At 44.2% G+C, this 21,000-nt stretch carries 16 protein-coding genes; 4 read left to right on the top strand and 12 right to left on the bottom strand.

From position 1 onward, the window contains the following. Nucleotide 1 precedes the first annotated feature (1 nt). Entirely contained in the window at nt 2-1,093 is a 1,092-nt protein-coding gene (locus tag GV030_RS07260) for an AI-2E family transporter (protein WP_159581281.1), read from the bottom strand. A 61-nt stretch (nt 1,094-1,154) separates the two neighbouring features. After that, on the bottom strand, nt 1,155-1,508 hold the full coding sequence (locus tag GV030_RS07265; protein WP_159581283.1) for a DUF3276 family protein: 354 nt from the start codon (nt 1,506-1,508) through the stop codon (nt 1,155-1,157). Nucleotides 1,509-1,680: 172 nt separating this feature from the next. Here GV030_RS07265 and GV030_RS07270 point away from each other — a divergent pair, with 172 nt between their 5' ends. After that, complete coding sequence (locus GV030_RS07270; protein WP_159581285.1) at nt 1,681-2,583, top strand: DUF58 domain-containing protein; 903 nt, start codon at nt 1,681-1,683, stop codon at nt 2,581-2,583. Nucleotides 2,584-2,612: 29 nt separating this feature from the next. On the opposite strand, the gene GV030_RS07275 is transcribed toward GV030_RS07270, so the two are convergent. From GV030_RS07275 to GV030_RS07300, 6 genes are all read right to left on the bottom strand, one after another. Beyond that, nucleotides 2,613-3,977 (bottom strand): alpha-amylase family glycosyl hydrolase, encoded by a 1,365-nt coding sequence (locus GV030_RS07275; RefSeq protein WP_159581287.1) that lies wholly within the window; start codon nt 3,975-3,977, stop codon nt 2,613-2,615. 86 nt (nt 3,978-4,063) lie between these two features. After that, nucleotides 4,064-5,149 (bottom strand): SusE domain-containing protein, encoded by a 1,086-nt coding sequence (locus GV030_RS07280; protein ID WP_159581289.1) that lies wholly within the window; start codon nt 5,147-5,149, stop codon nt 4,064-4,066. A 38-nt stretch (nt 5,150-5,187) separates the two neighbouring features. Then, on the bottom strand, nt 5,188-6,789 hold the full coding sequence (locus tag GV030_RS07285) for a RagB/SusD family nutrient uptake outer membrane protein (protein WP_159581291.1): 1,602 nt from the start codon (nt 6,787-6,789) through the stop codon (nt 5,188-5,190). Nucleotides 6,790-6,800: 11 nt separating this feature from the next. Continuing rightward, nucleotides 6,801-9,770: a TonB-dependent receptor gene (locus GV030_RS07290; protein WP_221413298.1), complete on the bottom strand. Its 2,970-nt coding sequence runs from the start codon at nt 9,768-9,770 to the stop codon at nt 6,801-6,803. A 59-nt stretch (nt 9,771-9,829) separates the two neighbouring features. After that, entirely contained in the window at nt 9,830-11,809 is a 1,980-nt protein-coding gene (locus GV030_RS07295; protein WP_159581295.1) for a glycoside hydrolase family 97 protein, read from the bottom strand. 288 nt (nt 11,810-12,097) lie between these two features. Next, nucleotides 12,098-12,727, bottom strand: a complete 630-nt coding sequence (locus GV030_RS07300; protein ID WP_370519058.1) for an HPP family protein — start codon at nt 12,725-12,727, stop codon at nt 12,098-12,100. 108 nt (nt 12,728-12,835) lie between these two features. Between GV030_RS07300 and GV030_RS07305 the strand changes: the two genes are divergently transcribed. Further along, nucleotides 12,836-13,780 carry a LysR family transcriptional regulator gene (locus tag GV030_RS07305; protein ID WP_159581297.1) on the top strand — a complete coding sequence of 315 codons (945 nt, stop codon included), beginning with the start codon at nt 12,836-12,838 and terminating at the stop codon, nt 13,778-13,780. 3 nt (nt 13,781-13,783) lie between these two features. Here GV030_RS07305 and GV030_RS07310 read toward each other — a convergent pair whose 3' ends face one another. Then, entirely contained in the window at nt 13,784-15,358 is a 1,575-nt protein-coding gene (locus GV030_RS07310) for a DUF6377 domain-containing protein (protein ID WP_159581299.1), read from the bottom strand. 165 nt (nt 15,359-15,523) lie between these two features. Continuing rightward, nucleotides 15,524-15,868, bottom strand: a complete 345-nt coding sequence (locus GV030_RS07315; protein ID WP_159581301.1) for a 4Fe-4S dicluster domain-containing protein — start codon at nt 15,866-15,868, stop codon at nt 15,524-15,526. Between the two features lie 82 nt (nt 15,869-15,950). On the opposite strand from GV030_RS07315, the gene GV030_RS07320 reads away from it, so the two are divergent. Together GV030_RS07320 and GV030_RS07325 are read left to right on the top strand one after the other, a co-directional pair. After that, entirely contained in the window at nt 15,951-16,949 is a 999-nt protein-coding gene (locus GV030_RS07320) for an acyl-CoA reductase (protein ID WP_159581303.1), read from the top strand. 255 nt (nt 16,950-17,204) lie between these two features. Then, nucleotides 17,205-17,618 carry a putative toxin-antitoxin system toxin component, PIN family gene (locus GV030_RS07325; protein ID WP_159581305.1) on the top strand — a complete coding sequence of 138 codons (414 nt, stop codon included), beginning with the start codon at nt 17,205-17,207 and terminating at the stop codon, nt 17,616-17,618. Here the strand turns inward: GV030_RS07325 and GV030_RS07330 are convergent. Beyond that, nucleotides 17,615-18,436 (bottom strand): pseudouridylate synthase, encoded by an 822-nt coding sequence (locus GV030_RS07330; protein ID WP_255465203.1) that lies wholly within the window; start codon nt 18,434-18,436, stop codon nt 17,615-17,617. The genes GV030_RS07325 and GV030_RS07330 overlap by 4 nt on opposite strands. A gap of 112 nt (nt 18,437-18,548) precedes the next feature. Then, entirely contained in the window at nt 18,549-20,816 is a 2,268-nt protein-coding gene (locus tag GV030_RS07335; RefSeq protein ID WP_159581307.1) for an aconitate hydratase, read from the bottom strand. Nucleotides 20,817-21,000: the final 184 nt, after the last annotated feature.

Here is a 21,000-nt window from a genome sequence, read left to right on the forward strand (position 1 = left end):
TCTAACTCTTGATTTTAAATACTCTATATTGATTAAAACCGGCGTAAATCTCTGTAGATGAGACCCTTAAAACGGTATAAACCGGTATCGCCCCAATCATGCCCGGAATCCCTGCGATGGTTGCGCCCACAAAAATAATGACAAAAATTTCTAATGGGTGCGCTTTTACACTTTTAGAGAAAATAAGTGGCTGCAGGAGTAAGTTATCCGTAGCCTGGACCACCGCAAATACTGAAAAAACCTTGGCGACGAGGATGAGTGTATCATTGTTGAATGTAAAATCACCGGAGGTACTCACTGCCACCGCAATTCCGAAGATACCACCAAGTAAAGGGCCCAAATAGGGAATCAGATTGGCGATAGCCGCAAAAACGGCAATGGTGAGGGCATAATTGACCCCCACGATGGAAAGGCCTACAGCAGCAATAGAGAAGATGGAAATCATCTGAAACAGAATACCCAACAGGAAGTTGGAAAGCAGACGCTCTATCTTATAGAGAGCGGAGATAAAAACTTCAAAATATTTATTAGGAATCACCGCAATGACCTGCCGACGAAGAATGCCATTTTCATAAAGGAGAAAAAAAGTAATAAACCCCACCGCCAATACGCCAATGAAAAAGTTTCCGGTAAAGGAAATGAGCTGATTCAAAATCTCTGTAAAATCCATGGTGTGTATAAAATCGACAACTCCTTTGCGTACCGAGTCTACCATGAACCCCGATGGGCCATCAGAAAGTCTGTTATTGATCAGGAAAGTCTCCACCCAGCGGACAGGCTGCACCAGTGAGTCAAATACTGTACTGAAATCCAATGAAGCCAGCACCTCCAGCTGATTGGAAATAAGTGGGATAAACAACACCAGGAACAAAGCAAGCACTCCTATCACCACAGCATAGGAGCCGAAAATAGCAATGTAACGGGGCACCTTACCGCCAAATACCTCAAACCGGATGATCTGGCTGGTCATAGGCCGCAAGACGGTAGCCAGCACCAGAGAGATGGTGAGATAAATGAAAATATTGGAAAAATACCAGATGGCCACACCCAGTAACACCACAAATACACCAATAGCAACTAATGTACGTTTCATCGCAAAAGCATAAAAAAAGCCCCCATAGAGTGAGAGCTTATATCATTAAGATCTTAAGGGATCAGTCCCACTTCAGTTCAGAATCATCCTCAGAAGACACATCTATAGTCTCCTCGTCTTCTTCATGTACTTTGTCAAACTCGCTGAAATCCACGTCCGGAAGCAGCTCATTTTTCACATGATCTACAGTTTCGTTCAGTGCAGCCACGAATTTGTTGAAATCCTCCTTATACAGGAAAATTTTGTGCTTTTCATAAAAAAAACCATCGTCCTTAAACCTCCTTTTGCTCTCTGTGATGGTCAGGTAGTAGTCATTTGATCGAGTAGACTTTACGTCAAAAAAGTAAGTCCTCTTACCTGCTCTTACTCTCTCAGAATAAATTTCGTCTCTCCCTTTTTCCTTATTCTCTTCCACAATTCTTAAAGTTTGTTGTTTTTTTAAGTTCTAGCTACAAAGTATCTCGAAATAGCATTTAAATATAGCATTTAAAAAATGACAAATGCAAACGGCATATTTTACTCTTTGAATAAAAAAGAAGCTTTCTTTGATGCGAGAAAAACAATCAAAGTCCGTTAATAATCAATTAATGAGTATACGCCTGGCAGACATCAAACAGTTCGAAAGCCTGGACCTTCTGGCCCGGCAACTTGTAGAAGGATTTATCACCGGACTGCATAAATCACCTTATCATGGGTTCTCTGTGGAATTCGCCGAGCACAAACTCTACAACTTTGGAGAAAGCACTCGCCATGTAGATTGGAAAGTCTACGCACGTACGGACAGGTTGTACACTAAACAATTTGAAGAGGAAACCAACCTGCGAGCTCAGATTCTGCTGGATGTATCTAATTCCATGTACTATCCCAAACCAGGGTTGGATAAAATCAGGTTCTCAGTACTTTGTGCTGCATCGCTGGCACATCTGCTCACCTCGCAGCGTGATGCTGTAGGCCTCACCACGTTCTCAGATGAAATCCTTTATCAGTCAGCCCTCAAATCCACCAAAACCCACCTGAATCAGCTATTAACCCAGCTAAGTGACCTCCTAAGCACTCCAGGAAAAGCAGCTACCAATGTCGCTAACGTGCTCCATCAAATTGCTGATAAAATCCACAAGAGATCTCTGGTGATTCTCTTCAGTGACATGTTCCAGAAATCGAATGATCTGGACGAAATTTTCGGAGCCCTCCAACACCTCAAACACAATAAACACGAAGTGTTGATCTTCCATGTTTCAGATCATAAGACTGAGTTGGAATTTGAATTTGAGGACCGTCCACACCGGTTTATTGACCTGGAAACCAACGAAACGATTAAACTCAACCCACGGGAAATTAAGGATCATTATAAGCAGCACATGAGTCAGCTCTATCAGGACCTGAAAATCAGATGTGGTAGCTACAAAATAGACCTGGTAGAGGCGGATATCTCCGAACCCTTCGAAAAGATACTAGGCGCTTACCTGATCAAAAGAAAACGAATGCGATGATCCGTTTCCCATCTGATCAGCTCCTATCCTCATAAATCTCTCACCAAAATCAGGTATTGAAGACCTTCCAATGACACTGACGAAGATATAGTTTTGTCTGTATCAGCCAATACATCTTTCCATTGAGTATTGGCGAGTTCATCAGGTACATCAAATACTTTCAGACTATTTCTAACATTTACAATCACCAATACCTCCTGTTTAGCTGTGAATCGCTTGAAAGCCACCACATCCTTACTTGTATAGGATTTCATCTCCCCATAATGCACCGCTGATAACTCAGCCCGGGCCGTCATAATATCCTTGTAGGCATCATAAACATCGGGATTCAGAGACCAGTTGATCGGATTTTTATCAAAAAAACTAATATTAGTGGGGTGACCTATTTCCTGACCGTCATAGATCAAAGGGATCCCACCAAGATAAGAGGTGATCACAAAAGCCGATACGGAACCTTTGAGCCCAAAATCCTCAATGGGAGTGGTCTCCCATGCATACAAATCATGATTGGTAATATATCGCAGTTTCTCTCCACCAGCCAGTACTTTAGTATATTCAGATTTGTGGGTACTGATAATGGTCTCGGCAGACATGCCTTCGCTGAAGACCCTGGCTATGGCGGTCTTAAAATCCCAGGCATAATTCATCTCAAAGCCAACTTCAAAATTAGCCAGTACTCCCCCTTCTCCCAGCAAAATCAGGTCCTTGTCCGTATGAGCTTTCAATGAAGCCAGTGCCTCGTTCCAAAAGCTATCCGGTACGAAATCAATTGCATCACAACGAAAACCATCAATACCCGCCTCATCAATCCAGAAAAGCATGGATTCAATCATCTCCTGTCTCATGGAGCCACTCTCATAGTTCAACTCGGCTACATCAGTCCAGCCGGTTCCTGGTGGCTCAATAATGTCACCATTGCCATCCTGGCTGTACCAATCCTTATGTGCCGAGATCCATGGATGATCCCATGCAGTATGATTAGCCACCCAATCTATAATTACGGCCATACCGCGATCATGAGCGGCACTTACTAAGGCCTTGAGGGTATTCAATGAGCCATATTCAGCGTTGACGGCCCGATAATCCCTAATGCAATAGGGTGAATTAACTGTCTTCACCTCTCCTATCGGATAAATGGGCATCAACCAGATCACGTTGGCTCCCATATCTTGTATATTATCCAGACGACTCTGAATACCGCTAAACGTACCCGCATCGCTAAAAGCCCGCATATTGACCTCATAAACCACCATCTCTTGAAGTGGTGGAATGATCAAGGTATCAGAAAGCTCAACTGTATCCTCTGGATTGGTAGTGGGAGGTTTGTCCAGACCATCATCCTTGCAAGCCGGGAAACACGAAATAGTGATCAACAAAAACAGTATTCTAAGCATCTTAAGGTTGTTTTTTATTCAAAATAACCAAAGCGACCAACGGTCACTTTGGTTGTAATTTACAAATTCATCTATCCCTTATCGGGCTAGTTTTTTTGAATATCAAAGGTGTAATTGCCTGCCTCGTGGAGATCAAGAGTAATGGTATAATTCCCATCCTCAGGCACAGTAAGCTGGGGCTGCTCCACATAGTCTAACCAAGGGTGGTTGGCGTAGGCCAGGTTTCCATCAGTATCTATACCAAAATCAAGCACCCACTCTTTGTTTGCTCGAAACTTGAATGAGCCTTCGGCAATCATATCTGCAGTCACAGACCACACTTCAGTGTCCATATCAAAGGTGAGTTCGGTATCAAAGTCCCACCCACCGGGAGTGGCGGCACCTATGATTCCCCAATCAGTTTTGATGAGCAGGTAAGTAAGATTGTTTAAATCTACCGAAAAGAAGTAATACCCATCGGAAGGGGCTATGAAGTTGTCCCCCGCATAGTTAGCCTCAAAAATCACCCCATCATTTAGAGTACCATACGACTGTGGCTCCCATCCTGGCTGTGCATACAGTTTGAACTCATTCGTACCCCCTGCAGGAATGAAAATATAACCCTCATAAACCCCATCGTCCTTGACTGAAGCAATGGTGGCTGCAGCGTCAATGTTCCAGCCCTGAAAGTCACCAGCAATCCAAAGTTTGGCATACTCCTGTGGTTGCTCTTCCTCCTCATAAGCCGTAAATGTAAAAGACACTACCGCCGAAACCAGGTCTTCTTTACTGGCAGCGCTCGCAATAACTCGTGTCTGGAGTGCTATGGGCTCATTGGCCGGGCTTTCCAGTGTACTGAGAATAATACTATTCAAATCTCCATAAGTGATAGAAAAAGTAGTCTCTGACGTAGTACCTAAGGTAGCTGGTAGTGAAAAATCACCAGCAGCCAGATCAATCTGTACTTTATAGCTAATCTCACTTGGGAAATTAAACTGAGCTTCGCTCCACGTAAAAGTCAACACTTCTTCCAGATTATTAGCAGTTGCAACGTCCGCAAAACCAGCCGTGGGGGTGGATATCTCCGCAGCGATCGGATCTTTCTCTTCAATAATGACTTTTTCTCCTTCTTCCTCACAGGAAAAAAGAGCCAATCCGCCAATCATGGCACCGCACATTAGTAACTTTTTCATCTTTTCTTGTTTTAGTTGTGATAGAATATTTCAGGTGACTAGTAGTCTTTGTTCTGTTTCAGGTTGGTATTCAACCCCAGATCAGCAGAGGGGATAGGGAAAATGTCCAGATGCGAGGGCATCGTCTTTCCGTCTTTTACATTTCCCTTCCAATCCCACATATAATCTCCATCAGAGTACCGACCGAAGCGAATCAGATCAGTACGTCTGTGTCCTTCCCAGTAGAGTTCTCTACCACGCTCATCAAGGATAAAGTCCAGGGTGAAATCGGCCATTGAAATATTGCCAGAGGTATTGCCATAGGCCCGTGTTCTCAAGGCATTGATGTAATCCAGCGCAGTAGCTTCATTGCCGCCTGCGCCTCCTCTTTTGACTGCCTCAGCGTACATCAGGTACACCTCAGCCAGTCTGAAGAGTGGAAAATCGGTATCAACGAAAATGTCATTCTTACCCTTTATGCCTGCTGAGGTGATGTTTTTAAACTTCTCACACAGATAACCTTCCGTGAACACCGTAGGATTCTCTATTTCCAACGTCTGTCCGTCGGTGTAGAACATTGCCCTGTGATCAGTGTCTCCTGTGGGGTCTTCAAATGTTTCCACAAAAGTGGTGGTGGGCCTGTTTCCAAACCATCCTCCAGAGCCTATCCCAAAGTCCTTGTCCGGATCCTGAGTACCTCCCACAGCAGCGTGAATAATATAGGTGACACCACCATAGTTTCTTGTGTTATCACCATCCTCGGCTATTGGAAATATGATTTCGTTTCTAAGTCTGTCATTATCTGCCAGGAATAAATGTGAATACTGGCTATGAAGTGTGTAAGCTCCAGAAGAGATAATATTATTACACTGAACAATACAATCGGAAAACCGGTCATTTCCCTCACCCAAATACACCTCTGCATTGAGGTACATTTTGGCTAGTAGCATCCACGCCGCGGCCTTATCAGCACGGGCATACTCGTTCTGTCTGGCATCCACCAAAGCAGGAAGAATGGCCTCCAGCTCAGACTCTATATAGAGAAAAAGATCTCCACGAGCGATTTGCTTAGGCAGGTAGGCCCCGGTATCATCGTTTTCTGTCACGAAAGGTACATTTCCCCATAGATCCATGGCAAAATAGTAATACAAGGCTCGCAGGTAGCGGGCTTCAGCCAGATAGGTGGTCACTTCAGCTCTCAAAGGGTTCGAAAGACCATCCACACGCTGACCTACTTCCCTGATATACTCATTGCAGTACGCGATGTTGATGAAAATTCGTTGATACATCAGTTTGATGTAGAGGTTGTTATCTGACCAGGTCTGAGAATGAAACTCCACTAATCCGGGATCTCCCCAGGCATTGATAGCCTCATCAGTAGTCACCTCCTGTGCACTCCAATAGGTTCGCATAAAAGAGGTAGTGCCTTCGTCTGTCGCTGAGATTTCCGGCTGTCCATACTCACCACGCTGACCCGTAAGCGTCAGGCCACCATAGAGTTTGGCCAGAAACTGCTTATAAGCTGCCTCATCATCAAAAATGGACGCAGAGGTGATGCTTTCATTGTCCAGTGGTTCAGTATCCAGATCGCCGAAGCAGGCGTTCAACACTGAGCCCATCAGAATCAAACTCATTATTTGGAATATTCTATAGTTTTTCATGATAGCTCTTTTTAGAATTCACAGTTCAAACCCAGCAGGAATACCCGGGTACGTGGAAAGAAATTATTATCCAGACCACCACTGATTTCCGGGTCGAGTCCGGAGTATTTAGTGATCACAAAGGCATTCTGAACCCCACCACTGATCTTCATATTTAGCTTATTGCCAAAGAGGTCTCTCAGATTATAAGCCAGATTGATGTTATCCATCCGGAAAAAGGAGGCATTTTCTACGTAATAATCTGAGAAACGGGTATTCAGAGCATTCATAAATTGGGTTTTATCGGCAAGCATGGAGGCATTGCTGAGGTATTGCATAGAGGAATACAGCGACTGATAGGTACTATTGGAAGCCACATTATTATAGACATAGTTGCCCAGACTCAGACGCCCAACAAAGGTGAAGTCCCAGTTGCCCACATTTAGCCATGAGTTGATCCCCATGAGAACATCCGCTGCAGGATTTTGGTAGATGTACAAGTCACTGCTATTGATAATTCCATCATCATTTCTATCTACAAAAGCGTCTTCAACGGGATTTAAATCCTGATCGTAAAGTTGCTGATAGGTATAAAATGAGTTGACCGGATACCCAACCCTCTGCGCCTGAATGGTACCAGAAGTCGTACCACCTACACTTCCTGTAGGCACGGTATAGTCAGGATCATCATTCAGGTTGAGTTTGGTGATTTCATTCTTATTATAGTAAACATTGTAACCCACCTCCCAATTCACCTTATCGGTGGTGATTACTTTGGCGTTCAGGTTCATCTCCACTCCACGGTTTTCCATACTGCCCACGTTGGTGAGTACAGTGGCTGAGAAGTTGGTACCGACGGGTACATCTACGATACTCAGGAGATCCTTAGTCTCTTTGAGATAAAAATCCAGCGAGCCCGTGATTCGATTGCCTGCGAAACCAAAGTCAACCCCTACATTGGCTGTAGTGGTGGTCTCCCAGCGTATATCTGCATCATAGCCATCCGGCCGAAGGGTGTTATAGTACTGGTTGCCAAATGCGTACCGTGCAGCATCATCACTGATTGTATACTTCGCTACATAGGGATAGTCATTGCCATTGTTCAAATCCTGCTGACCAGTGATCCCATAGCCCAATCTTAGCTTCAGATCAGAAACAATATGGCTTTGACGCAAGAAGGATTCGTGCCCCACGTTCCAGGCAAAGGCAGCCGCTGGAAAAAGTCCCCATCGGGTTTCCGGCGAAAAGCGGGAAGTAGCATCGTTCCTCAGCGTGAGTGTGAACAGATACTTCTGAGCGATAGAATAGTTAACTCTACCAAAAAATGAAAGCAGATAGTACTCCGATTGAAAATCATTACGCTGGGTGGATGCTGTACCCGAAGCATTGGACGTAGAATCTTCACTGGCACGCCAGAAGTGAGACCATGAGTAACCTGCTAGCACATCCAGGCTGTTGTCTCCGATGACTTTATGGTAATTCAGGTAAAAATCAAGTAATTGATTCTGGCGCTCATTGAAATACGGACTCGTCCTGCCACCAGCTACTGTAGGAATATACACCCACTGCGTACTGTCCTTTACGTTGTTGTGGCCTTTGGTTTGAGAAATGTCATAACCAAGATTTAGATTGGCTTTCAAACCATCCAGAAAAGGCAACTGATAATCAAACTGTATGTTTCCAATACTTCTTTTGGCATTGGAGGTGTTGTCTGTCAGGGCTAGCTGAGCCACTGGGTTGGCTGGTGCCAGGTTAATGGGGCTACCATCTATTCCGCCCGTCGTCCAGGTGGTATAGCCCCTCCATCGGGTATTGCCATTAAACACTTCCTTTGTAGGATCATAAACTACCGCATTTCTGATCGCACTCTGGTCTGAAAAGTTGTTGTTATTATCCATTCCTTTCAGGTTGATCTTCACTTTCAACTGATCATTAAGGAAAGTTGGATCCAGACCCAATGAGAGTGTAGTCCGCTCAAAGTTGTAGGTTTTCAACACTCCGTCTGTGTTGTTGTATCCCAGGGAAATGCGATAAGGCGTAGACTTCAAGGTACCTGACAAGCTCAGGTTGTGATCCTGTCCGATAGCATTTTTGTAGATCTCTCCCTGCCAGTCGGTATCCGCATCACCCAATAAAGAAGTCACGGCGGTATTTTCGGCATACACTTCATTGATCAGTGTCCTGAATTCATCCCCAGAATATACCTCCACCTTTTTGGGTGTGGTATAGAGAGATGTGGTGACATTGTAGGTCAGTTTTAAGTCCCTATCACCCCGCTTAGTGGTAATAATAATGACGCCATTTGCCGCACGTGAACCATAAATGGCGGTGGCTGACGCATCCTTGAGAATCGTGAAACTCTCAATATCATTGGGATTAAGGGTGGACAATATATTGGGTGAACCACCTATAGGGGTATTATCCAATGGTACACCATCTATCACTATTAAGGGATCATTGCTCGCAGACATGGAGGACCCACCTCTAATCCTGATGGTGGAGGTATTGCCCGGTGCACCACTAATGGGTGTAATGGATACTCCGGCGGTTTTCCCTATCATAAGTTCCTGCACCGAGTTCACAGCACCTTTGTTGAAGTCTTCAGAAGAAACCACAGCGACAGATCCTGTAGCATCGGATTTTTTCACAGTACCATAGCCCACTACCACCACTTCCTCCAAAGCAGCTATGTCTGTGGGCATCGACACATCTATAATAGACTTCCCTAGTACAGATATCTCCTGAGATACAAAACCCACAAATGACACGGTAATGCTCTCCCAGCCCGTGGGTAATTCAAGCTTGTATTGCCCATCAATATTAGTGATGGTACCCACGGAGGTTCCTTTGACCACCACTGTGGCTCCCGGCAGTCCTTGTCCGGTATCGGCATCTGTCACCCTCCCAGTGACTATGTGTTCATCCTGACCTCTCGCAAGGGTGCACGTCAGCAAAAACACCACCATTAGTAAATGTTTCATCATCTTCAAGTTTTGTTTCATTTTGTTAGCGTTTGAGTTGGTATAAATTCATGTTTCCATGAATGCTGGTCTTATTTTCTTTATTCCAACAGGTGGAACCGAATGGCCTGCCCTCCACCCGGAGCCAGATTGAGGTCGATGCTTTGGGTAGAAGTCACTTCCTTTCGGTCAATGGAAATCTCCAGTGGGTTATCTTCCATACTGGCGGATGGACCATCTGCATACATTTCTGCTATGTACCTGCGACCGGGCAGTAAAAAATCCAGCTTTACGGGCAATGACTTTGGGTTTTCATCGGTTGTGCTCCCCAGGTACCAGTCGTCACTGTGCCGATCTTTCCTTACCACAGTGATGAAGTCTCCTATTTTGGCATTCAACACCCGGGTTTCTTCCCAGTCAGTAGGCACATCGCGGATAAACTGCAGTGCAGGATGTCCGATGTAGTTTTCGGGTAAATCTGCAGCCATCTGCCATGGACTATAGATGGTTACATAAAGGGCCAGTTGTTTGGCCAATGTCGTGTGTACTCTATGTCCCGGATTGGAGGGAATCAGGATATCAAATATTCCGGGTGTATAGTCCATAGGACCCGCCAGACACCTGGTGAAAGGCAATATCACCGTATGTTCCGGCGGGTTTCCCGCGCTCCACGCTTCATACTCCGCACCACGGGCACCCTCCCGGGTCATCAGGTTCGGATAAGTTCTTCTCAGCCCGGTAGCCTTCACGGGTTCATGGATATCCAAAGCAATCTGGTGGGCAGCAGCCATCTCCAGCACTCGTTGATAATGGCGTACCATGAATTGGCCCTGGTGGTGCTCGCCATTCGGCCTTCTTGTTACGTAGCCTGTTTTGAGGCTATGAACTCCATATTTTTGATAATAGGCAAATGCATCCGGAAGCTGGCGCTCATAATTGATGATGTTACCACCAGTCTCATGATGACCAATAAGCCCAACACCCCGCTCACGCGCATACTCCGTAAGCTCTTCAATGTCAAAGTCAGGATAAGGACGCATAAACTCAAATCGACCCTCACTCCAGTCATAGTCCCAGCCTTCATTCCAACCCTCTACGAGTACCCCTGAAAGATCATTTTCAGCAGCGAAATCGATATATTTTTTCACATTGGCTGTTGCAGCTCCATGATTTGGCCCCTGACTCCATGTGTACTTATTCAGGTGCATCGCCCACCATATCCCATTGTATTTACCTGGGGTTATATAGGACAAGTCCTCCAGCCGGTTAGGCTCATTTAGATTTAGAATCAGATAGGAAGTAATAAGATCACCGACCTTTTCTGCAATCTGAATCGTTCTCCAGGGTGTATTGAACGGGGCACTTACTTCAGCTTTGATACCGGAAGCCCAGGGCACCAGATCACAACTGAGCAGCTGTCTGGATGGCTCCAGAGTCATGGCCGGATAATTCACCAGAGCTGCTTCATGAATACTTACAAACAGGTCATCCTCATATTCCATTGTGAGCGGAGTATGAACCTTTTCACTGAGCTCGCTCAAAGGGTCATTGGAAAACAAAAATTCAGAATCGATCTCATCTCCATAGGCAGGAATCCACCATGCGCTCATGTTCTTGGCCATGATAAAGCCAGTAAGCTCGTCAGTGATCACAAAGTCCGTCAGATGGGGTTGCTCTGGAAACTCATACCTAAAGCCAAGTCCATCATCATACACCTTAAAGGTGATCTTCAATAAGCGCTGAAGATCTGATTTTTCCTGAAGGGTAATGGTTATCCCATTGTAATGGTTTCGAATGTTCTTCACCTCGCCCCAAGGCTGAGACCAGGTTTCGTCAAGCGTGAATTCGTTGATCTTGACTATTTTGAAATTACCCGTCAGAGATGGTTCATCCTGCAACTCAAACCCCAAGGGAGATTCAAGTACCACTGCTTCTCCATCACGCTTTACTTCATAAAATGGAACATCATTATTAATTCTGAAAATAACCTGTAGTCTGCCGCTTGGAGAAGAGATGATGATGTCAGACGAACATCCACCTAAAAGAAATAGTAAACAAATTCCTGTAATAATGATCTTCACTCTTTGTCAGTTTTGGGTTAATCAAAAAATGTATCTGGCTCCGGAACCAGGGTGATTTGACTGCCGGTGATACACTTGACAAAAGAGTTTTACTTACAAGAGATTCTCAAAAAAGAAGTGTTGGATATAGAAAATAAACGAGGTTTAAATCTTTTAAAAACCTGAAAAACAGACAGATAACAGCTTAGACTAATTCTGAAAATATAAATACCATATAGCCTTAACCGTGGTGCATCATCGATCCATTATAAGTGACGAGGCTTGAGATAAGTATCTCGATGGGATTTGTTAGAGGGAATTGGATTTGAACTGCATCAAAATCGTTTTCTTGAATACCCTGGTGAAACGTGAGTTTGTCGGGTAGCTCCTTTTTGGGGTGACATTATTAAACACAAGTGCAACCACGAAGAGAATCATCGTTCCGCTGAAAACGGGAAATACCACATAGAGCCATCCCAGATCCAAAATACGCTCAGAACCAATGACCGCAATAAGGGCTGTGGCTCCACCCGGAGGGTGCATCGTTTTTGTGATTTGCATGCAAATAATCGATAGTGCCACCGCTAAAGGAGCTCCAAGCGAAATATTGCTACCAAAAACCTGACTGATAGCCACTCCAATACAAGCCGACAACACATGGCCACCAATGAGATTTCTTGGCTGAGCCAGCGGACTTTGGATAGCCCCATAGATCAGTACACCTGATGCTCCAAACGAACCAATCAAAAAAACACCATCCTCTCCTGCAAAATGAACACCCTGGGCCCAGGCAATCAGACCTATGCCGACAAATGAGCCCACAAAAGACCACATATGCTCATGCCAGTCTACAAGGGTTTCTTTATAAATCACATACTTCACCACTCTGAAGTTTCTTTTTATCCGTTTGCTCACCATCCCGTGTCTTTGAGCCTGCAAAAGTATCCGAGTTTACAGCAAAGCGGTTTCTCTAAAACTGAACAATATTTGACCCGACCCTGAAATTTAATCATCATAACACATCCCCGAATTTCATATTTTTGAAGTATGGAACTCAAGCACTTCAGACTCATCAAAGCCATCGCTGACGAGGGTAACATTGCCAATTCGGCGGAAAGACTTTTTCTCACCCAATCAGCCTTAAGTCATCAACTCCGTTCGGTTGAAGAGAATCTTGGTGTTAAAATCTTCATCAGAAACCGAAAAGAATGGGAACTCACTGAAGAAGGTCAGGAGCTCTATCATTTGGCCACTTCAGTATTGAATTCAGTCGATAAAAAACTCATGCAGATTAAACATTTCAGCCAAAGTACCGGAGGAAACATTAAAGCGGGCAGCGAATGCTACTCGTTCTATTTACTCTTTCCATCCTTTCTCCAAAGAATGTCCGCTTTGTATCCTCAGATCTCCATTGATCTCAACTTTGACGCCACCCACCAACCCTTATCAAAGCTTCTTTCGTATGAGGTGGACATAGCGATGGTCACCCGCCAACCTGGTTTGGAGTCTTTGTCCAGTGTGGAAGTATTGCAGGACGAGCTATTTGCTGTCATGCACAAGGAAAATCCTTTGAGCCAAAGGGAATATCTTGAAGCCAGGGACTTCACTGATCAGCATTTACTCATCCATTCCTTTCCTCTGGAGACTGTTTCTGTATATGAAACCTATCTCAAGCCCAATGATGTGCTGCCAAAGAAGATCAGTGCCATCCCACTAACAGAAGTCAGTCTGGAAATGATCAATGCCAACATGGGGATTACCTGCATTCCCAAATGGACCCTCAAACACGTCATTTACCAAAAAGAACTCGTATTCAAACCCATTAGTAGAAATGGATTAAAACGCTCACTATTTCTGGTCATGAGAAATGAAGATCTTTCTAAAAAGCACTTCACTGACTTTATTTGCAATTTTGAGGAGTCTATTGCACAAGAATTTCCAGAAAACAGGGTGACGGACAAACCGGTGCGGGAAATGAGTTTCAATCAATAATCGCTAGGTAGCTTCTATCTCCATGATCCTCTGCTCAAACTCATCATTGGGGATCAGTGCCTTACTCTTCACGCGATTTTTGTAAGCGTAAATCGTATTAACAGAGTACCCTAAAATTTTGGCCAGTTTATCACTGTCAGATATGCCCATCCTGATCAAAGCAAAAATGCGCAGCTCAGTGTTTAGAAGCTGGTCATTTTCCAATTTGACCTGATCTACTTCACTGAAGTAGGAGTTAAAAGTGGCTACAAAGTCCGGGAAAAGCTTAAGAAACACCTTATCAAAACTATAATATAACTCCTCCCGCTCCTTTTTAAGATCAATTCTGCTCATCACAAACCTGATCTCTTCATACTTTTTAGAAATTAACTTTTGATCCACTGAGCGTTTAAATTTTTCGATTTTTTCGATGTATTCTGAGTTGATATTGAAGTAATAACCCAAGTATTCCTCTTTGATCTTATTAGCCTCTGAAAGCATGCCATTTGCAGCAGTCAGGTTTTCATTGGTCTGTCGTATTACCAGATCCTGCCTCCTCAGTTTTCGGAATTGAAAAAGCGTACTCAATGCAAAAATGATGGTAAGAACAGAGAGGATGGTCAGACCTATGGAATACCCCAAAAGGGTTTTGCGCTGATTGTCGATATAATTGAGCCGGGATGCAGCAATAACAGGCAAGATAGCCCCTACTTCACTTTTACGCTGCTTAGCACCATAAAAAATAGCGTCATCCATACTTTGGTTGATGTACTTATAGGCTTCCTCCACCTGACCATACATATATAAAAGCTCGGCCAACCGGGTCATTGCCAGGGTTTCTTTGGTAGCCGACTGGATGTCAGAGATACAGGCATCCACCAGTAGGTTAATAGCCTGAGTGGTATCCCCCAGTTTCAGGTGGAGATAACTCAAAGTGGAAGCTGTAATAGCAAATTGATGAGTCGTAAGTTTGAGGCCACCATCCAGCAGCTTATTCAAATACTTAATCGCCTCATCAGATCTCTGCTCACGAAGGTTATGAAGGCCTTTTAGGTAAAGAAAATTATATGATTCCGGATCGGACAGATTGGTAGCAAAGTCAATGTACTTATCCGCCATTCTTATATAAATCTCGCAGTAATTGGCGTCTTTGTTATAGTCACAATTATCATAAAGCGCACGAGCCATCAACGCATAGTATTCCAATTTATTTGGCTCGGTCAAATCACTGATCCTGACGGTATTGAGGGTATCAAAGGTTTCCTTAAACATACCAGCAGAGAGTGTAATGAAACCCATCTGTGTCTTGGCATAACCAATTCGATCCGGGTCATTCATTTGATAACCGAGGTTAATCAGCCGCTTGGCGTAGCCAAAAGCGGAATCATAGATAAAGCTGCGGTATTGATTATAAAGTGCATCATTGATCTCAAATTTCACTTCCAGACTGGCATTGGGATTGGCCCTCAATCTCTTTTTGAGCCTCAAGATCACATCCTGCTTCTCTTTGACAAACTGTTCCTTATGACTTAGCGCTTCATCCAGCAATTGCAGCTGGGTAGGCTGCCGCTGAGCCACCAAGGTAAAGACAGCTAGCATGCACAAAATGCACAACAAACCTCTTAACCATAAGCTTGGGGTCTCACTTGATCTCATTTGGTGCTAAAGCTAACCAAATTTCAGGTTTACCTTTTTATCAACCTCTTCAGCTTCCAGAATATCCAAAAAAAAAGCGGCTCAATCAGAGCCGCTTTTGTAATGTATCTAAACGTGTAACCACTCTTTCTTGGCGGTCAGCTCTTCTTCAGTTTCTTCGTAATCAGGATCGGGAACACAACAATCCACAGGACAGACAGCGGCACACTGCGGTTCTTCATGAAAGCCCGTACACTCTGTACACTTTCCTGAAACGATGTAATAAAACTCGTCTGAAACAGGTTCCTGGGTTTCAGATCCGTCAATGACAGATCCATCCTCCATTTCTACCTCTTTCAGATCAGTACCGTCAGACCATTTCCATTCAACACCACCTTCATAGATGGCCGTGTTAGGGCATTCTGGTTCGCATGCACCACAATTGATGCATTCGTCTGTGATCATAATTGCCATTCTATCTACTATTTATGTTGTACAACAACAGTGAACAAAATTATCTACAATAAGTTTGCGCACAAAAGTAACTGACAATTAAATGACGTTATCAGAAAGAATTGAAGCATTTTCAATATTAGGGGACAAAATTCGGGCTATTTCCAACGATTCTCTGGAGGAATATGCCCGAAGAGCTCAGTTGCACAACCAATGGTTCACCAAAGAAAATGTTTCGAGGGCCTTCGAAGGCATTGCTTTTATGCTGAAAAAAGAGAAACTCCAGCAATGGCTGGAGCCTTATGAACCACTTTCTCCAGAGGTGCCAAAAATCACCGGAATCATCATGGCCGGAAATATTCCTATGGTAGGTTTTCACGACCTGCTTTCTGTGCTCGTCACTGGCCATTTCGCGACCATCAAAACGAGTAGTCAGGATACCTATCTGGTAAAGCTACTGATTGACTGGCTCCTGGAAATAGAGCCCAGATTTAAAAAGAACCTAGAAATACGAGAACGTCTGACGGCTATTGATGCGCTGATCGCCACTGGCAGTGACAATACCGCACGCTATTTTGAGTACTATTTTCGCAATCACCCCCGGGTAATTCGTAAAAACCGAACCTCTGTAGCCATACTGGATGGCAGCGAAACAGAAACAGAGTTAAAGGCACTGGGGAAAGACATCTTCTGGTATTTCGGACTTGGCTGTAGAAATGTCTCAAAGGTTTTTGTACCAACAAATTACGATCCACGAGGCTTTTTTGAAGCCAACGAAGCGCTAAACTACCTGGGAGATCACAATAAATACCGCAACAATTACGACTATCACAAGTCCATCTTGCTGGTGAATGGAGTGAAGCACCTGGACAATGGTTTTTTGTTGTGGCAACCCTCCGAGGAGCTCGTCTCCCCTATTTCCATTCTATATGCAGAGGAATATGAGAACCTTGAAACGCTGAACACCAAACTAGCAGCCAATGCAGACAAGCTACAATGCATCGTAGGGAAGGGACATACGCCTTTTGGGCAAGCACAAACCCCTGAGGTTTGGGATTATGCAGACGGTGTGGATACGGTTGCGTTTTTAAAGGATCTTTAATAACTCTAGGATGTCAAGAGTTAGCTTGATCCGGAAATTACTATCTTTATTCTATGGAATCTATCCGAATTGACATATTAAATCCTAAAGCCAAAAAGCTCCTTCAGGATTTGGCCGACTTGAACTTAATTGCCTTTCAAAGTAATGAAGAATCCAACTTTTCAACTTTTTTAGAGAGGATCCGATCAAAGTCTGACTCTGAGCTTTCTTTGGAAGAGATATCCCTGGAAGTGAAACGTGTTCGGAAATCAAGAAATGATAAATAGGGTTGTAGTCGATACAAACCTCTGGATTTCTTTCCTAATTACTCGGAAATACTCCTTTCTCGAAACCCTTATCAATAGCAATAAGATAAAATTGCTCTTTTCCTCTGAGTTGCTAACAGAATTTATTGAGGTAGCCAAAAGACCTAAATTCAAATCATATTTTAATGAATCCGATTTGGATAGAATCCTTCAATTCATGAAAGAATTTTCTGAGCTCATTGAGATTCAGTCAGATGTACACCTTTGTCGTGATGAAAATGATGATTTCCTCATAAATCTATGCATCGATGGTAATGCCAACTACCTGCTTACAGGCGATCACGATCTTCTCTCCATCGGAGTAATAAATAACACCAAAATCGTATCATATGGTGATTTCATGGAAGAAATGAGTCTTCACTAAACGATCTTCGTGCCCCAAAGCATGTGTGCCAAAATGGGCTCGCACTTCTGACGACAAGCCGGATAAAATTGGCGATGCTTCCAAAATCCTGACTTAGGTGATTGTCCCCACCAAAATTCTGCCATGGCCAATGGCTGCATATGATGAATAAAGGCATGCTGGAGTAACTTTGGCCCGGCACATTCTCCCGCTCCTCCCGGAGGATTATTCGGGAAAAGATCCCTCAGACTCTTCTCTTTGCCATCCTTGTTGAGGAAATGGTAATGATCAAATACTTTGTCCTGCAAGGCCATGGAGTTACTTCGCCGCAGATCTTTCAGCGCGTCAATCTTTTCCATATGATCGTTAGGTTGAGACTCCATCAATTGCTCGATCTCCCGATTGATCCGGGTGAGCTCCTGCATCCCAAGGTTCAAAAAACTACCCTCTTTTAGACCATCATAAACCGGCGGAACAAATCCTGGGTAATGATTTTTACCACCCATTTTTCCCGAAAAAGCTGAAAGATATCCGATTTCACCTTCCGCGGTGCGGACCACCAGTACGCCAAACATCTTCCCTATCACATTTTCTGTCCGCTCACTTTCCAAACCAAAATTGTGCTCCCAATCCTGCTGACGCAGATACTTCTGAAGTTTTTCAGCGGCCAATATGCAAAGTGGGTGTGGTTCATCGGAAAAAGGATCTGAGAAGTGCTCCGGTAATTCATCTTCGCTGATGGGTCGGGGGAAGGTAATAAAGAAGTGGTCTTTAGTTGGACTGGATCCGATCACGTGATGAAAGTGTGTTTCTCTGTAAGGCAAAAGTAGAGCAATCACCAACCAAACCCATGAACCTCTCAGGTGATTTAAGCGACCTGAGCCTCATTGAAGCAAAAAAGGCTGTCTCTACTCGAAACAGCCCTTCCTTATATTTGATCCTGAATTAACCTCAGGAGTTGTTTTGTAATTTGATCAGGTTTAGTGCCGATCCAGCCTTGAACCAGCCGATTTGCCCTGCATTATAAGTATGATTCACCTTAATGGTATCCGAAGAACCATCCTCATGCTTTGCTACTATGGTCAACTGTTTTCCTGGTGCAAACTCAGTCAGATCCACAAAATCAAAAGTATCCGCTTCCTGAATTCTGTCATAGTCTGCCTCATTCGCAAAGGTCAAAGCCAGCATCCCTTGCTTTTTAAGGTTAGTCTCATGAATACGTGCAAAAGACTTCACCAATACAGCTTTCACCCCCAAATGTCTTGGCTGCATAGCCGCATGCTCTCTGGATGAACCTTCTCCATAGTTATGATCCCCCACAACAATCGTTGGTACACCTGCCGCCTTATAGGCTCTCTGTGTGTCGGGCACACCCGCGTAAGTACCATCCAGCTGGCTCTTCACCTTATCTGTTTCGTCGTTGAATGCGTTCACCGCACCCGTCAGAGTATTGTTGGCGATATTATCCAAATGACCTCTGAACCTCAACCATGGACCTGCCATAGAGATGTGATCAGTAGTACATTTCCCTTTGGCCTTAATCAAAAGCTTCGCTCCGGTGATGTTCTTCCCATCCCACGGCGCAAATGGCTCCAGAAGTTGAAGTCTTTTTGAATCAGGATTTACCTTGATTTGAACACCAGATCCATCTTCGGCAGGTGCCAGGTAGCCAGGATCTTCCACATCGAATCCTTTTTCTGGCAGTTCCCAGCCAGTAGGAGGATCAAGCTTTACCTGCTCTCCTTTGTCGTTCGTTAAAGTATCGGTGATTGGGTTAAAGCCAAGATTACCCGAAATGGCGATCGCAGCCACCATCTCAGGTGAAGTCACAAAAGCATGGGTATTAGGATTACCATCTGCCCTCTTAGAAAAATTCCTATTGAACGAATGAACAATCGTGTTTTTCTCCTTTTTGTCAGCACCTGCACGGTCCCACTGACCTATACAAGGCCCACAGGCATTGGTAAATATCTTGGTACCTAGTTTCTCAAAAGTATTAAGGAATCCGTCTCGCTCCACGGTAAATCTTACCTGCTCAGAACCCGGATTGATACCAAACTCCGCTGCTGGTTTGAGCCCTTTGGCCAAAGCCTGCTCTGCAATAGATGCGGCCCTGGAGATGTCCTCATAAGAAGAATTGGTACATGATCCGATCAAGCCCCACTCTACTTTTGTTGGCCAGTCGTTTTTAGCAGCCTTAGCCGCCATCTCTGAAATAGGAGTTGCCAAGTCAGGCGTAAATGGACCATTGACATGCGGCTCCAACTCTGATAGGTTGATTTCAATCACCTGATCGAAATATTGCTCTGGATTAGCATAAACCTCATCATCACCAGTCAAATGCTCCTTCACCCCATTGGCTAGGTCAGCTACCTCGCTTCTGCCTGTGGCTCTGAGGTAGCGCTCCATAGACTCGTCATATCCAAAAGTGGAAGTGGTAGCTCCAATCTCTGCACCCATATTACAGATGGTGCCTTTTCCTGTACATGACATGCTCTTAGCTCCGTCGCCAAAATATTCAACAATGGCACCAGTACCTCCTTTTACAGTTAGAATACCTGCCACTTTCAAAATCACATCTTTCGGTGAAGCCCATCCGTTCAGCTTTCCTGTCAGTTTCACACCGATGAGTTTTGGGAATTTCAGCTCCCAGGCCATTCCAGCCATCACATCCACAGCATCGGCTCCACCGACCCCTACAGCCACCATACCCAGGCCGCCTGCATTCACGGTGTGTGAGTCGGTACCAATCATCATTCCCCCAGGGAATGCATAATTTTCCAATACCACCTGGTGAATGATACCAGCACCTGGCTTCCAGAAACCAATCCCGTATTTGTTTGATACAGATTCCAAAAAGTTGAATACCTCGTTACTGCTATTGAGTGCACTTTGCAAATCAGAAGCCGCTCCAATCTTCGCCTGTATCAGGTGATCGCAATGTACTGTAGTAGGCACAGCTACTTTGCTTTTTCCGGCCTGCATAAACTGCAGCAGTGCCATTTGGGCGGTCGCATCCTGGCAAGCGATTCGATCTGGTGCAAAATCGACATAAGATTCTCCTCGCTTAAAAGATTCAGAAGGGTTGCCTTCGTACAGGTGACTGTACAAAATCTTCTCAGCCAGTGTGAGTGGCTTTCCGGTTACTTCTTTTGCCTTATTTACACGTTCGCCTATACTCGCATAGACCTTTTTGATCATTTCTATATCAAATGCCATAGGATGATGATTTTAATGCTTTAATTTTTATTCATCCAAAGTTATTTAACTTTTAAAATGTTTGGCTCAATTCGTTTAATCTATTTCTTCCATTACATACATAATTTGCATTTAATGTAACAGATTGATTTGAACAGTGTTAATATCATGCAGGAGCTTCCACGTTCTGTAACTTTCTGAAAGA

Origin of the sequence: Marinoscillum sp. 108 (genome assembly GCF_902506655.1) — a bacterium.
GTDB classification, from domain to species: domain Bacteria; phylum Bacteroidota; class Bacteroidia; order Cytophagales; family Cyclobacteriaceae; genus Marinoscillum; species Marinoscillum luteum.

What these genes read in the sequence shown, in the direction of transcription:
- GV030_RS07310 (WP_159581299.1), bottom strand. Translation starts at nt 15,358, where the DNA reads ATGCTAGCTGTCTTTACCTTGGTGGCTCAGCGGCAGCCTACCCAGCTG.
- GV030_RS07275 (WP_159581287.1), bottom strand. Translation starts at nt 3,977, where the DNA reads ATGCTTAGAATACTGTTTTTGTTGATCACTATTTCGTGTTTCCCGGCT.
- GV030_RS07280 (WP_159581289.1), bottom strand. Translation starts at nt 5,149, where the DNA reads ATGAAAAAGTTACTAATGTGCGGTGCCATGATTGGCGGATTGGCTCTT.
- GV030_RS07325 (WP_159581305.1), top strand. Translation starts at nt 17,205, where the DNA reads ATGATAAATAGGGTTGTAGTCGATACAAACCTCTGGATTTCTTTCCTA.
- GV030_RS07320 (WP_159581303.1), top strand. Translation starts at nt 15,951, where the DNA reads ATGACGTTATCAGAAAGAATTGAAGCATTTTCAATATTAGGGGACAAA.
- GV030_RS07270 (WP_159581285.1), top strand. Translation starts at nt 1,681, where the DNA reads ATGAGTATACGCCTGGCAGACATCAAACAGTTCGAAAGCCTGGACCTT.
- GV030_RS07285 (WP_159581291.1), bottom strand. Translation starts at nt 6,789, where the DNA reads ATGAAAAACTATAGAATATTCCAAATAATGAGTTTGATTCTGATGGGC.
- GV030_RS07260 (WP_159581281.1), bottom strand. Translation starts at nt 1,093, where the DNA reads ATGAAACGTACATTAGTTGCTATTGGTGTATTTGTGGTGTTACTGGGT.
- GV030_RS07305 (WP_159581297.1), top strand. Translation starts at nt 12,836, where the DNA reads ATGGAACTCAAGCACTTCAGACTCATCAAAGCCATCGCTGACGAGGGT.
- GV030_RS07335 (WP_159581307.1), bottom strand. Translation starts at nt 20,816, where the DNA reads ATGGCATTTGATATAGAAATGATCAAAAAGGTCTATGCGAGTATAGGC.
- GV030_RS07315 (WP_159581301.1), bottom strand. Translation starts at nt 15,868, where the DNA reads ATGGCAATTATGATCACAGACGAATGCATCAATTGTGGTGCATGCGAA.
- GV030_RS07290 (WP_221413298.1), bottom strand. Translation starts at nt 9,770, where the DNA reads ATGAAACAAAACTTGAAGATGATGAAACATTTACTAATGGTGGTGTTT.